Source organism: Paludibacter propionicigenes WB4 (assembly GCF_000183135.1).
In the GTDB taxonomy this organism is placed as follows: domain Bacteria; phylum Bacteroidota; class Bacteroidia; order Bacteroidales; family Paludibacteraceae; genus Paludibacter; species Paludibacter propionicigenes.
This window is the reverse complement of record NC_014734.1, coordinates 727,573-742,102: the sequence shown is the minus strand read 5'-3', so window position 1 is coordinate 742,102 and position 14,530 is coordinate 727,573. Positions and strand designations below refer to the sequence as shown.

The 14,530-nt window shown below is 36.2% G+C and carries 10 protein-coding genes and 1 tRNA gene; 6 read left to right on the top strand and 5 right to left on the bottom strand.

The window, feature by feature from the left end; genetic code table 11:
• The first annotated feature begins 144 nt into the window (after window positions 1-144).
• Both recF and PALPR_RS03000 read left to right on the top strand, forming a co-directional pair.
• Window positions 145-1,236, top strand: a complete 1,092-nt coding sequence (gene recF, locus PALPR_RS03005; RefSeq protein ID WP_013444136.1) for a DNA replication/repair protein RecF — start codon at window positions 145-147, stop codon at window positions 1,234-1,236.
• A gap of 308 nt (window positions 1,237-1,544) precedes the next feature.
• Entirely contained in the window at window positions 1,545-4,100 is a 2,556-nt protein-coding gene (locus PALPR_RS03000) for an adenosylcobalamin-dependent ribonucleoside-diphosphate reductase (RefSeq protein WP_013444135.1), read from the top strand.
• Between the two features lie 68 nt (window positions 4,101-4,168).
• On the opposite strand, the gene PALPR_RS02995 is transcribed toward PALPR_RS03000, so the two are convergent.
• The 4 genes from PALPR_RS02995 to PALPR_RS02980 form a co-directional block, all read right to left on the bottom strand.
• On the bottom strand, window positions 4,169-5,188 hold the full coding sequence (locus PALPR_RS02995; protein ID WP_013444134.1) for a glycosyltransferase family 2 protein: 1,020 nt from the start codon (window positions 5,186-5,188) through the stop codon (window positions 4,169-4,171).
• Window positions 5,189-5,222: 34 nt separating this feature from the next.
• Window positions 5,223-6,089 (bottom strand): lysophospholipid acyltransferase family protein, encoded by an 867-nt coding sequence (locus PALPR_RS02990; RefSeq protein WP_013444133.1) that lies wholly within the window; start codon window positions 6,087-6,089, stop codon window positions 5,223-5,225.
• Between the two features lie 167 nt (window positions 6,090-6,256).
• The gene (locus PALPR_RS02985; RefSeq protein ID WP_013444132.1) at window positions 6,257-6,589 is read right to left on the bottom strand and encodes a hypothetical protein; all 333 of its coding nucleotides are present in this window, start codon (window positions 6,587-6,589) and stop codon (window positions 6,257-6,259) included.
• 179 nt (window positions 6,590-6,768) lie between these two features.
• Window positions 6,769-6,843 (bottom strand) — tRNA-Pro (locus PALPR_RS02980).
• Between the two features lie 140 nt (window positions 6,844-6,983).
• Here PALPR_RS02980 and hemW point away from each other — a divergent pair.
• The 3 genes from hemW to PALPR_RS02965 are packed head-to-tail and all read left to right on the top strand — an operon-like array spanning window position 6,984 to window position 12,532.
• Complete coding sequence (hemW, locus tag PALPR_RS02975) at window positions 6,984-8,111, top strand: radical SAM family heme chaperone HemW (RefSeq protein ID WP_013444131.1); 1,128 nt, start codon at window positions 6,984-6,986, stop codon at window positions 8,109-8,111.
• A 48-nt stretch (window positions 8,112-8,159) separates the two neighbouring features.
• A complete protein-coding gene (locus PALPR_RS02970) occupies window positions 8,160-10,475 on the top strand; it encodes a transglycosylase domain-containing protein (RefSeq protein ID WP_013444130.1) in 2,316 nt (771 codons plus the stop codon).
• Window positions 10,476-10,498: 23 nt separating this feature from the next.
• Window positions 10,499-12,532, top strand: coding sequence for a tetratricopeptide repeat protein (locus PALPR_RS02965; protein ID WP_013444129.1), 2,034 nt, complete (start codon window positions 10,499-10,501; stop codon window positions 12,530-12,532).
• Window positions 12,533-12,561: 29 nt separating this feature from the next.
• Here PALPR_RS02965 and PALPR_RS02960 read toward each other — a convergent pair whose 3' ends face one another.
• Entirely contained in the window at window positions 12,562-13,488 is a 927-nt protein-coding gene (locus PALPR_RS02960) for a hydrogen peroxide-inducible genes activator (protein ID WP_013444128.1), read from the bottom strand.
• Between the two features lie 156 nt (window positions 13,489-13,644).
• On the opposite strand from PALPR_RS02960, the gene PALPR_RS02955 reads away from it, so the two are divergent.
• Window positions 13,645-14,499, top strand: a complete 855-nt coding sequence (locus tag PALPR_RS02955; protein ID WP_013444127.1) for a TraB/GumN family protein — start codon at window positions 13,645-13,647, stop codon at window positions 14,497-14,499.
• Window positions 14,500-14,530 lie beyond the last annotated feature (31 nt).

Here is a 14,530-nt window from a genome sequence, read left to right as displayed (position 1 = left end):
ACAATAATTAAAATCAATCATGATAAACATAGCGAACTTATTTTGCCTGAATCACTTAGTTTAACGTTTTGAAACGAAAAAAAAGAATTGGACATGATTATATTTTACGTACATTTGTATTAAAATAAACACCTCCACCACTTCATGCGTCTCAATTCTCTATCCATACTCAATTACAAGAATATCCGCGAAGCTGAATTGGTTTTTTCGCCTAACATAAATTGTTTTATCGGAAATAATGGTATGGGAAAAACCAATATTCTGGATGCAATTTATTTTTTATCGTTTTGCAAAAGTCATTCTAACTCTATCGATTCTCAAAATATCTTGCATGGTGCCGAATTTTGTCTACTTCAGGGGAAATATACTTTGGGCGATCAAACCGAAGATATTTACTGTGGTATGAAGATGCGTCAGAAAAAACAATTCAAGCGCAATAAAAAAGAATACGAACGTCTGTCGGATCATATCGGATTGTTGCCGTTGGTATTGGTTTCACCCGATGATTCGGAGTTGATCCAGGGAGGCAGTGAAGAGCGTCGCAAATTCATTGATGGGGTTATATCTCAATACAATAAAACCTACCTGAATAATTTACTTCAATACAACAATGCGTTGAAACAACGAAATGCATTGTTGAAATCGGAAAAACCTGTAGATGATTCTTTACTTGACATCTGGGAAGAGCAAATGGCTGCTTTTGGTAATTATATATATGAGCAACGCAAACTGTTTATTGATGAGTTCATCCCTGTTTTTCAAAATTATTATTCGTATATATCCGTTGGAAACGAACAGATAAGTCTTTCATATCACTCGCAACATCATGATCGGGATATAAAAACTAAAATGCTGGCCACACGCGATCGTGATCGAATACTTGGTTATTCTACTCAGGGAATTCATAAAGATGATCTTGAAATGTTATTGGGAGATTACCCAATTAAGCGAGTTGGCTCACAGGGACAAAACAAAACATATCTTATATCATTAAAACTAGCACAGTTTGATTTTTTAAAACGAACACACAATCTATCCCCTCTTTTGTTGCTAGATGATATATTTGATAAGCTCGATTCTGTTCGCGTAAAAAAGATAATTGAGCTGGTATCAGGCGATACGTTTGGTCAAATATTTATTACTGATACCAACCGGGAGCATCTGGATCTACTTCTTCTTCAGTTAGAGCAAGATGCAACTATTTTCACTGTTGAAAATGGTGAAATATCTTGCTAACTCTCCTTTATTCATTTCATCATAACTTCTGTATTGGAATTTACAAATGTTTTATTTGTTTTCCGAATAATTCTTCTGGTTTACTTATTAAATTTCATTTTTGGAAATATTTCGTTGTTTTGAATTTTTTATAGTCTTTATATACAGAATGATACAAAATATTTTGGAAAACTTTTTATTTTGTTCAATAAAAATTGATATATATTATTGGAATTATAAAAATAAATGCCTAACATTGTAGTCCGATTTCATCGGAACAAATTACGATCTCAAAACACTTATACTAATCTTTTTAGAAAACTTTTATCGTGGAAACAAAAACATTCACTGCAGAAGAAATAAAAGAGTCAACTCTCAAATATTTCAAAGGAGATGACCTCGCTACTAAAGTATGGGCAACTAAGTATGCACTCAAAGATTCATTCGGTAACACTTATGAATTAAATCCTGACGATATGCATCGTCGATTGGCCAAAGAAATTGCCCGGATTGAAAAGAAATATCCAAATCCTCTTTCAGAAGATGAACTTTTCGAATTATTTCGTGACTTTAAATATATTGTACCGCAAGGTAGCCCAATGACGGGTATTGGAAATGATTTTCAGGTAGCATCGCTATCCAATTGCTTCGTTATTGGATTTGATGGAGATTCTGACTCATACGGTGCTATCATAAAAATAGACGAAGAACAAGTGCAACTCATGAAGCGTCGTGGTGGAGTTGGTCATGACCTCTCTCACATACGTCCTAAAGGTTCGCCTGTAAAGAACTCGGCACTGACTTCTACCGGTATCGTACCGTTTATGGAACGTTATTCAAATTCTACGCGCGAAGTTGCGCAAGATGGACGACGTGGTGCACTTATGCTTAGTGTTTCAATAAAACACCCTGATTCAGAGACTTTTATTGATGCTAAAATGGAATCAGGAAAAGTAACCGGAGCTAACATATCTGTGAAGCTGCACGATGACTTCATGAAGGCTGCCATAAACAACGAAACTTACACACAGCAATATCCTGTAACATCCGAAAATCCTTGGTTTACTAAAAATGTAGATGCCAACGCTATCTGGAAAAAAATTGTACACAATGCGTGGCAATCGGCTGAACCCGGAATCTTGTTTTGGGATACTATTACGCGTGAATCTGTTCCAGACTGCTATGCCGATTTAGGCTATAGAACAGTATCTACAAATCCTTGTGGCGAGATCCCGCTTTGTCCTTACGATAGTTGTCGCTTATTGGCCATTAATTTGTATTCGTACATTAACAATCCATTTACTCCGCAAGCATCGTTCGATTTCGAGTTATTCCATAAACATGTTGGGTTGGCTCAACGCATTATGGATGATATTATTGACCTTGAAATGGAGAAAATTGATAAAATTATCGCCAAGATAGAGTCAGATCCTGAAGATGAGGAAATAAAAAATACTGAATTCCAGCTTTGGGAAAAAATTAAAACAAAAACATCTCAGGGGCGCAGAACTGGCGTTGGAACAACAGCGGAAGGTGATATGCTGGCAGCTTTAGGTTTCCGTTACGGAACAGAAGAAGCAACAGATTTTTCTGAGAAGGTACATAAAGCTGTTGCATTAGCTGCTTACAGATCGTCGGTAACGATGGCGCAGGAACGTGGAGCTTTTTCTGTTTATGATGCTAAACGAGAAGAAAACAATCCTTACATTCAACGTTTACGTGAGGCTGATCCGCAACTTTATGAAGATATGGCTAAGTATGGTCGTCGTAATATTGCTTGTTTGACGATTGCTCCTACCGGCACCACCAGTATAATGACTCAAACGACTTCCGGAGTAGAACCTGTATTTATGCCTGTGTACACCAGAAGAAGAAAAGTAAATCCAAACGATAAAAATGTTCGTGTAGATTTTATTGATGAAAACGGAGATTCTTGGGAAGAATATGTTGTATTTCATCATAAATTTGTTACCTGGATGGAGGCAAACAATTACTCCACAACCAAACGCTATACTAAAGAAGAGGTTGACGAAATTGTAGCGAAGTCACCATATTATAAAGCAACTGCTAATGATGTAGATTGGCTCAAGAAAGTTCAAATGCAGGGACGTATTCAGAAATGGGTTGATCACTCAATTAGTGTTACTATTAATCTACCCGCTGATGCAACTGAAGAACTGGTAGGAAAACTGTATGAAGAAGCATGGCGTTGTGGTTGTAAAGGAGTAACTGTTTATAGAGATGGGTCTCGTGCCGGTGTTCTTATTGCAGTTGATGAGAAAAAAGAAGAAAAGAAGGAAGAAAGAAAAGAAAATTGTTTCTGCTACGAAGGTGACCTTGTAGTAAGACCAAAAGAGCTTAATTGCGATATCGTTCGTTTCCAAAATGCTAAAGATAAGTGGATTGCCTTTGTAGGTTTATCCAGCAATGGTCGTCCATACGAAATTTTTACCGGTTTAGCAGATGATGAAGAAGGTATTTTACTTCCAAAAACAGTTACGGAAGGAAAAATCATAAAAACAGTAGATGAAAACGGTAACAAGCGGTATGACTTTCAATTTGTGAATAAGCGTGGATATAAAACTACAGTTGAAGGTTTATCTCATAAATTTGATAAAGAATTCTGGAATTACGCTAAACTCATCTCGGGTGTATTGCGTTACGGAATGCCTATTGATCAGGTTATTAAACTGGTTTCAGGTTTACAACTGGATAGTGAATCTATTAATACGTGGAAAGTCGGGGTAGAACGTGCTTTGAAGAAATATATCCCGGATGGCACTCAAATTAAAGAACAACCATGTCCTGAATGTGGACAGAAAACGCTGGTATATCAGGAAGGATGCCTGAAATGTAGCAGTTGTGGTTACTCAAAATGCGGTTGATATTTAGAGATTAATACAAAAAAAACGAGCTGTTAGGCTCGTTTTTTTTTGTATTCTGTATAAGCATTTTATTTTAATAGGGAGTTATAAGTTTTCCGACCTTTAAAGAAATATTCAATTACAATACTTTCTTGTAAAATGTCAGTATAGTTATCTGAAGTTGAATATAATATATTTTCTTTTCGTTTGCTTTCGAAATTAGGCTTCATTTGTTTAAAGTCAGATCGGGCTTTGAGAATGCTTCTGGCATTTTTTGGTTTTCTAGTAATAAAAAATTGAACAGCAGCAACATAATCAAATATTGTTCTCCAGAACATAGTGTCATCCAATAGTTTTGTGGGTAAGTTCTTATAAAGCATCAAGAGGTTATTCCTGAAATTCAAATAGGTTTTAAAAGGGCTTTCTACATTTAAAGTTCCACCTCCGACATGATAAACCACACTTTCCGGAATACACACCAGACGATATCCCCTACTCTTAAATCGCCAGCAAAGATCAATCTCTTCCATATGCGCAAAGAAATCATTATCCAACCCTCCTACTTTCCAAAAAATCTTTGATCGAACTACGAGACATGCACCGGTTGCCCAAAAGATGTCGGTAATTGTATCGTGCTGACCGTTGTCTTTTTCAGCAGTTCCTAAAACTCTGCCACGGCAAAATGGAAATCCAAACTTGTCTATAAAACCTCCTGCGGCACCGGCATGTTCAAAGTATTCCCGATTAAAATATGAGCGAATCTTGGGCTGACAGGCTACTACATCGGTATGTTCATTCAGATACGATATCATTGGTTCTAACCAACCCGGTGTAACTTCAACATCGGAATTTAGCAACACATAATAGTCCGCATCTATTTGACTTAAAGCTCTGTTATATCCTTCGGCAAAACCATAATTCTTATCCAAAACTATCGTTTTTATTTCAGGAAATTTATTCTTCAGCACAAGTAAAGAGGAGTCTGTCGAAGCATTATCAGCCACAATGATTTCAGCTCCTGAAAGTTGAGTGTTTTCAATGAGTGTAGGCAGAAACTGCTGCAGATATTTTTCTCCATTCCAGTTGAGAATGACAATAGCCGTAGTCATAAAATTACTTGTGGGTTTTTGTGTTGTTTTTCGTTTAGCTTCGGGTGTATTTCCAGCGTTTGTGAGACCAAAGCCAATATTGAGGTTTAGCTTCAATCGTTTTTTGAAGCATTTTCATGTATTTCTCGGTTATTTCAAATTCAGCCGTTTTAGCCGATTCCATTTCCAAAGGAATCATTTCACACTGATAGTAACCTCTTTTAATGCATTTTGTTTCGGCATAAAAGACAGCGTAATCAAATTTTCTGGCTAGTTGCTCCGTACCGGTTAATGCAGGAGTATCCTGATGTAGGAATTGAGTCCAATGATGTATTTTTTGAGCAGCCGGTGTCTGATCTGAAATCATAAAGTAAATACCTTTATCAGCGTCAGATTGAAGTTTGATCATTGTTCGGAGTAAATTACGCTTTTCTACATTTATTCCTCCAAACTTAGACCTGAGATTGTATATAAACTTATCAAATTTCTTGTTTGATAATTCTTTGTAAATCTGACATGCATTTATCTTTTCAGAAACAAACAAAGGGAAGTTTACGCCCCATTCCCAATTTCCGTAATGAGCCGTCATCACTAGTATTCCTTTTCCTTTAGCGTGTTCTTTTAGTAGCCCTTCGATATTTACAAAAGCAAATCTTCGCTTTATTTCGGCTTCACTGATATTGATTTCGTAGATGGTTTCAATGAATAGATCACAGAAAAAACGATAGAACCGTCGTTCAGTTTTCCGGAGTTCTTTTTTTGTTTTGTCTGGAAATGATTTTTCGAGATTACGGCGAACAACAGCTCTTCTGTACCGAATTAGATAATAAACAATAGGATAGCCTATGTCTGAGAGAATGTATAGTACTCTCAGAGGAAGCAGAGTGATAATCCACGCCAATGCATATAAGATATTGAACATATGAGCTTTTTCCTACAAAAATACAGTTCCAGTTTGTTAAAAATTACTGACATATTATCCATAAATTGAAGAAAACACCAAGGTGGTTTTTACAAATCCCGGTGTTTTCTTTAATTTATCGTTGTTGGTTTTCAGATTTTTCTATACTAAGCAACCTTTACATTTTGTTACTTTTCTTCGGTGTATATACCGAGCGATTTTCCATATTCATATTCTCCATCCAATATTAACTGAATGTCATCTTCACTCAGTTGCATCTTATCTTTCTTAGCACATTTCTGAATGTATTTGAACATTTCTTCTTCATCGATACTTGCCTCTTCTGTAGAGTCTTCGTCAATCAGGCCATTCTCATCGTAATATTCATATACCACATCCAACACATATTCAATTTTTTCATCATTGATTCTGGCTTTGTCTTCAGCTGGTATATAATTAAGAATAAATTTTACGGCGTCATCTTCATCGTAAACTAATAAGTCGTCTTCTTGTGTTTTCATAATGGTGTGCGTGTTAAGTTAGAATTCAATGAGTTTTATTTATAGTTCAAAGATAGATTATTTTTTATTATACAGGTTTCTTATTCTCCTTTTTTTGAGAATTTAAACATTTGTCGTTGAAAAATATCAATTACATACAAAAAGGACTTACCGAAAGATTCGATAAGTCCTTTTGTGTGTCGGGGTAGCGGGATTCGAACCCACGACCCCCTGCTCCCAAAGCAGGTGCGCTAACCGGACTGCGCTACACCCCGTTGCTATTCCATTTCCGAATTGCGAGTGCAAAGGTACGCTCTTTTTCGGATTATGCAAACTATTTGTTGTATTTTTGTAATAAAAATTTCGGAAAATTTGTCCGATATCAGGCAAATTACTGAAAAATAAAAACTTAAAAATGGCAGGCATTTACATTCATATTCCATTTTGTTCAAAAAGATGTACCTATTGCGACTTCTATACAGAAGTTGCACCAGATTTAATCCCTGATTTGGTCAAACATCTCGTTAAAGAAATCAATATTCGTAAAGATTATTTGAAAAATGAAACGATAAGCACGATTTATTTTGGCGGAGGTACACCAAGTATTTTGTCGCGAGAGCAGTTTTCCGAGATATTGGATGGTATTTTCGCAGTTTACACCGTTGAGGAGAATGCCGAAATAACATTCGAGGCAAACCCCGATGATTTGACCGTGGATTTTTTTGATTCGATAAAATATTTACCGTTTAATCGTATTAGTATTGGTATACAATCATTCGATGATAATGATTTAAAGCGAATAAACCGAAGACATACAGCAGATCAGGCAATAAAAGCAGTTAAAAATGCTCAAAATGCAGGTTTTGACAATATCAGCATTGATTTGATCTACGGACTGCCACTTCAAAGTATTGAGGATTGGGAAAAACAACTAGATATTGCACTAAGCCTTAATATTCAGCATGTTTCGGCTTATGGGTTAACGTACGAAGAAGGAACTGCTCTATGGAAACAGCGTGAGAAAGGCTTAGTAAAACCAATAATTGACGAAACAATGAATGAAATGTATTTATTGTTGGTTAAGAAAATGAAAGAAAAAGGTTTTGAAGCCTATGAAATATCTAACTTTGCCCTCGATGGATTTCGCTCAAAGCATAATTCATCTTACTGGAAACAAAATTCGTATCTGGGAATCGGCCCTTCAGCACATTCTTATGATTTGGTTTCCCGTCAGTGGAATGTAGCCTCAATAAAAGCTTATATAGCTGCTTTAGAGAATAATACTCCCTACTTTGAAAAAGAAGAACTGACTTTATACGACAGGTATAATGACTATGTGATGGTGTCACTTCGAACATCAGATGGATTGGATTTTGATTTCTTGTCAAGTGAATTTGGGCAAAATCTTGCAAGTTATTTTCTGGATAATATTCGGATTTATATTGAAAACAATTCTGTGATTCAGAGTGACGGGAAATACTCATTAACCCCTCAGGGAATAATGATTTCTAATCAGATTTTAATACAACTAATAAAGGTGTAAATTACAGAAAAAAATGTACTTTTGTGGCTTTAATATTACAACGTTATTATGGAAAAAATAAATCAGAAAGGCTCTCCTCGTAAGAAGTTTAAACGGATATTTTGGGGGCTATTTGCATTTGGTATTTTTTGTTTAAGTTTGATGTTTTTATTCATAAACCTCGGGTGGATTGGATACTTACCTCCTATTGATGAGCTGCAAAACCCGAAGAACAAATATGCTACAGAGATTTTCTCTTCTGACATGCAATCACTGGGACGCTATTTTTCCAACAAACAAAACCGTGTTGGAGTAAGCTATAATGAAATATCCAAAAATGTAGTGAATGCGTTAGTGGCAACGGAAGATGTTCGTTTCTATGACCATTCGGGTATTGACGGTGTTGCACTGTCACGTGCTGCCATTCTTACCGGTCTGTTTCAGCATAAGAGCTCCGGAGGAGGAAGTACTATAACTCAGCAGTTGGCAAAATTATTGTACTCAGGACATGCTGAGAATAAAATAGAACGTTTTTTGCAAAAACCCAACGAATGGGTAATAGCTATAAAACTTGAAAGACTATATACCAAAGAAGAGATTTTAACCATGTATCTCAACCAGTACGACTTTGGTAATAATGCTGTAGGTATAAAATCTGCCGCCCAAATATATTTTAGTACCACCCCTTCAAAATTAAAGATTGAAGAAGCTGCCACTTTGATAGGTATGTGTAAGAATTCTTCTTATTACAATCCCGTAAGACGAAATGAAATTACCCGCGACCGCAGAAATGTTGTTCTCAACCAAATGAGAAAAGCTGATTTCATTACCCGAGAACAATATGATTCGTTGAAATCAATTCCACTCACACTTAAATATCAGAAAGTTGATCACAAACTAGGTCTGGCAGCTTATTTCAGAGAGTATTTACGTATGCTGCTCACTGCTAAAGAGCCAAACAAAAGCGATTACGCCAGCTGGCAGCAAGGCAAATATGAAGAGGACATGAAAGAGTGGGAAACTAACCCGCTTTACGGATTCTGCAATAAAAACAGAAAAGCTGATGGTTCACCGTATAATATTTATACCGATGGTTTAAAAATTTACACTACCATTGATTCCCGCATGCAACGATATGCTGAAGAAGCGGTAGACGAGCACATGCATTCGCTTCAAAAGACTTTTTTTGCAGAAAAGAGAGGACGAAGCTATGCGCCATTTTCGAGAAATATGAAACCTCAGGAGATTGAAGATGCAATGAATCGTTCTATGAAGCAGTCCGACAGATATTTCAGGATGAAAGCAGCCGGAAGCTCTGAATCTGAAATAAAAGATGCTTTCAATAAAAGAATAGAAATGCAGGTTTATTCCTACAGAGGAAGCATTGACACTATTATGTCGCCCATGGATTCAATTCGCTATCACAAGTATTTCCTGCGTTGTGGAATGATGTCCATGAATCCGCATACGGGTGAGGTAAAAGCGTATATCGGTGGTCCCGACTTCTCTCAGTTCCAATACGATATGGTCAATCGTGGTCGTCGCCAGGTAGGTTCTACTGTTAAACCATATCTTTATACGCTTGCTATGGAAGAGGGTATGTGGCCTTGCGATAAGACTACATGGCAACCCATAACGCTTAAGGATGGAAATGGTATTCCTTGGACTCCTAAAACTACAACTAAAAATAAAAGAATTGGAGACATTGTTTCGTTGCGCTGGGGATTATCCAATTCAGACAACTGGATTTCAGCTTATTTGATGAGTCAGTTTTCACCCGAGGCATTAGTGAAACTTATGCGTTCATTTGGTATTAAAGGGGCAATCGATCCTGTTGTTTCACTCTGTTTAGGACCATGCGAAATATCTGTTGGCGAAATGGTTGATGCTTACACCGCTTTCCCCAATAAAGGAATACGGGTTGAACCGCTGTATGTAACAAGAATTGAGGATGCTAATGGAAATGTGATTGGTAAATTTACCCCACAAATGCACGAAATATTCAGTGAAACCACTGCATATAAAATGATTTATATGATGCGTGCCGTAGTAGATGGTGGTACTGGTCAAAGAATAAGGAGTAAATATGGTTTAAATATGCCAATGGGTGGTAAAACTGGTACTACGCAAAACAACTCCGATGGTTGGTTTATGGGTTATACGCCTTCGCTAGTATCGGGTGTTTGGGTAGGTGGCGAAGATCGCTCTATTCACTTTGATAACATTGCTCAGGGACAGGGAGCTAGTATGGCATTACCTATATGGGCAATCTATATGAAAAAAGTATTAGGAGACAGAGATTTAGGATTCTCTGCTTCTGAAGAGTTCGACATTCCGAGTTCATTCAATGCCAACTCGGGATGTGAGGCAAATGCATTTGAATAAATTATTCATTTAAAAATTTCACCTTGAAAAAAGTATTATTAATTACAATCTGTCTTTTGACGCAGCTTTTGGCTATGGCACAATGGAATACTGATCGTATCATGGCTATTGGCCAGAATGCTCTGTATTTCGAAGACTATGTATTGTCTATTCAGTACTTTAATCAGGTGATAAAAATTAAGCCGTATTTAGCCGAACCATATTTAAACAGAGCCATTGCAAAAATACAACTTGGAGATTATCAGGGAGCTGATAAAGATTGTTCTACAGCGATAGAAATTAATCCTTTTTTGCCTCAGGCTTATTATGCCCGAGGTTTTGCTCGCAGAAAAATGAATTTCGACAAGGAAGCTATAGTCGATTTTTCTAAGGCTCTCGAGTTCAGTCCCAACAGTTTGTACCTAATAATGAACCGGCTTGATGCCAGAGTCAATATTAAGGATTATGATGGTGCTATGAAAGATGTGGAGGAATACCAAAAATTAAGTCCCAAAACACATTCTATTTTATACGAAAAAGGAAGAATTCAACTTGAACAAAAAGACACACTTGGAGCTGCCAAAACATTTGAACTTTTTATTCAAAAAGATAGTGCAAATTGTTTGGCCTGGAGTTCACGCGCCATTCTGCGTATGCAAATGAATGATTTGGATGGTGCATTGAAAGATTATTCTGAAGCAATAAAGCGAAACTCTACGTATGTAGGCGATTATATTAACCGAGGAATTATTAATGTCGAAAGGAAGAATTATAATCAGGCATTAAAAGATTATGATTCAGCGGTTAAGCTAGACAAAAGTAATGCGTTAGCCTATTATAATCGTGGTTTATTAAGAGCCAATCTGGGAGACAATAATAATGCTCTGACAGATTTGAATACAGTACTCAAACTCGATTCAGCAAATACAGAAGCTTTACTCCGTAAGGCTATGCTGGAACAGACGATAGGCGAATACAGAAATGCAATAAAGGATTACAAAACAATTATTTCCAGATACAATTATTTTATTCCTGCATATCTGGGCGTGGCTGAAGCTGAAGCTGCGCTAGGCAATCAAAAGGGAGCATTTCAATACAGACAACTGGCAAGCAATATTGAAAAAAATAAAGATTATATAAACAGAAAGAATAAGGAAAATATTCAAGCCAAGAATAAGTTGGCCGAGAATTCACAAAAAAGCTCTACAAGCCGTAAAACCGAACTGTTTAATCGATTTGCTGTTGATAATAATGCAGATAATACAGACAGTGAATCAAAATATTCAACCGAAACGCGTGGAGCTGTTCAGGATAAATACACTGATGTGGTTAACGAACGAGGTTTTGTGTTGAGCTATTATGCAAAAGCAGATGAAACCCGCCATACAAACCTATATCATCCTGCAATTGATTCATATAATAAGAAAAACAAGCTTAGCTCGATTCTGAAAATTACTAACAATGAACTGGTACTGACAGCCGAACTGATTGATATGCATTTTAATATTATCAATCAGTTATCGCAAAAGATAGCTTCGGATGCAAATAATGCTGATTTGTATTTCAGTCGTTCACTTGAGTTTACGCTAGTTCAAGACTATAAAAGTGCTCTTGATGATTTAAACAAGGTGTTGTTACTCAGACCTGATTTTATGCTGGCCTATTTCTGCAGAGCTAATGTACGGAATAAATCACTTGAATTTAATAAAATACAGGAATTCAATAACAATCCGTCGGTAGATAATTCAAAAAAGAAAACAGCTTCAGACAATCAATCTGTGTTTGAAACAGAGATGATTTTGCGTGATTATGAGAAAGCTATTGAACTGAATCCTGATTTTGATTTTGCCTATTTTAATAGAGCGAATGTATTATGTACACAGAAAGATTTCCAGAATGCTATCGCCAACTACACAAAAAGTATAGAGATAGATCCGGATTTTGCTGAAGCTTATTTCAACAGAGGCTTGACTTATTTGTTTATAGGCGAAGACACCAAAGGGTTAAGCGATTTGAGTAAAGCCGGTGAATTAGGTATATACAAAGCTTATAACCTGATTCAACGTTTCAAGAAATAGATACCAGTTTATAGCTTGACAGAAAGAAATTAAAGTCTTATAGCAAATTTCTTCAATCTGGCATCGAGCATGTGACTGGGAATTATTTGTTTAATGCACTCTGCTACAGCATTAATCATTCCTTCTCTTACAAAGTCGTGTCTTATTACAATCGAAATTTCGCGTGTGGCTTCGGGTTTTACTATTTCACGCAAATTGGATTTCTGACTTTCATTCAGCAAGTCTATATGCAGTTCCGGTATCACAGTGTATCCACCGTTTAAATCTACAATTTTTACCAAAGTATCAATACTTCCGGCTTCGTATGTGGAAGATTGAATCGGTTTTTCGTGACAGAAATTGAATACCTGATTGCGCAAACAATGTCCTTCTTCCAAAACCCATAGCTTGTCGAGCGGCATATCGTTTGCCGAGAGCTCCGCCCTTTCATAAATTGGTTCATCCGGCGAAATATAGGCCACAAACTTTTCATAATACAGTGGAACTTCCAATATTTTAGGATCATCAAGTGGTGTTGAAAGTATAGCCAGATCAATTTCAGCTACTCGAAGCTTTTCAATAATGGTGGATGTATGCATTTCGCTGATTTTTAGCGAAATATCAGGGTAAGAATTTTTAAATGAAGCTATAAATTTGGGAAGTAAATATGGAGCAATAGTTGGAATAATAGCCAAATTCAACGTCCCGCTAACAGCATTTTTTGTTGATAAAACACTTTCTTTCAATTGGTTCGATTGATATATAATTACCTGAGCCTGAGATATTATTTCTTTTCCTATAGCTGTTACTTCTATTGGCTGTCTGGAGCGATCGAAAATTTTACAGTCAAGCTCTTCTTCCAGTTTTTGAATCATGGCACTCAGGGTTGGCTGAGTAACACCACACAATTCGGCTGCACGTACAAAATGACGGGTTTTTTCCAGTGCTAATACATATTCCAGTTGCTGTAAAGTCATATCTTAATTCATTATAGTTTTTATCTATGCAAAGATAATAATTATATAACGATTTTTCAATACAAAACTAACTTTGTCTTATATTTAATTATGAAATATGAATACTTAATAATTAATTACTTAACTATCTTTGTACTACAAATAAAACAATAAATTATGAAGAAGATTATTCTTACATTTTCTATATCTTTAGTTGGATTCATAACCGTTCAGGCACAGCTTTTATGGAAGGTTACTGGAAACGGATTGAAACATCCGTCCTATATATTTGGAACACAAGATCTTATTTCGATTCAATTTTTAGATAGTGTCCCCGGATTATTTAAAGCATTTAACGAATGTGATATCGTTGTGGGAGAAACAGTTCTGAATAGAATAGATGAAACAGCCAGAATTCAGCAAGCAGCTATTATGCCGAGTCATATAAATATTAAAGACTTGTTATCCGATGAAGAATATAAGATTGTTGATAATGAGTTGAAGTCAGTTCTGAAATTCGGATTAAAAGAAGTTTCAATTATGAATCCGACATTAATACTGAGTTTGTACAAAACAGAGATATTTAAACAAAAAACAGGATTCAAAGATGGTACACAATCTGATTCATACTTTCAACTTGTTGCATCAGAAAAAGATAAAAAAGTAGTTGGGTTGGAAAACGTTGAGCAGCAAATAAAGTCGCTTTATGGTTTCGGAACTTTAGAGCGCCAGGCCGATTTACTGGTGGAAGCAATTCAGGATAAGGATAAAGTTATAAATGAAATGATTCAGTTGAATAAACTCTACAAAGCCGGTAAGATTGATGAATTAATAAAGCATTCTACAGCTATGACACAAGAAGAATATGCGAAAGTAATTGATAACCGAAATATAGACTGGTTGACAAAGTTGCCTGAACTGCTGAAAAAATCGTCTTGCTTTGTATGCGTTGGAGCCATACATTTGGGTGGAGATATCGGAATAATTAAGCAGTTGGAAAAGAAAGGATATAAAGTAAAAGCTGTAGAATAAAAATAATCCCTGATATGGTTTGATATCAGGG

Bases quoted from the DNA above. Each gene is read 5' to 3' on its own strand.
- PALPR_RS02955 (WP_013444127.1), top strand. From the start codon at position 13,645: ATGAAGAAGATTATTCTTACATTTTCTATATCTTTAGTTGGATTCATA.
- PALPR_RS02990 (WP_013444133.1), bottom strand. From the start codon at position 6,089: ATGTTCAATATCTTATATGCATTGGCGTGGATTATCACTCTGCTTCCT.
- hemW (WP_013444131.1), top strand. From the start codon at position 6,984: ATGGCAGGCATTTACATTCATATTCCATTTTGTTCAAAAAGATGTACC.
- recF (WP_013444136.1), top strand. From the start codon at position 145: ATGCGTCTCAATTCTCTATCCATACTCAATTACAAGAATATCCGCGAA.
- PALPR_RS02985 (WP_013444132.1), bottom strand. From the start codon at position 6,589: ATGAAAACACAAGAAGACGACTTATTAGTTTACGATGAAGATGACGCC.
- PALPR_RS02960 (WP_013444128.1), bottom strand. From the start codon at position 13,488: ATGACTTTACAGCAACTGGAATATGTATTAGCACTGGAAAAAACCCGT.
- PALPR_RS02970 (WP_013444130.1), top strand. From the start codon at position 8,160: ATGGAAAAAATAAATCAGAAAGGCTCTCCTCGTAAGAAGTTTAAACGG.
- PALPR_RS02995 (WP_013444134.1), bottom strand. From the start codon at position 5,188: ATGACTACGGCTATTGTCATTCTCAACTGGAATGGAGAAAAATATCTG.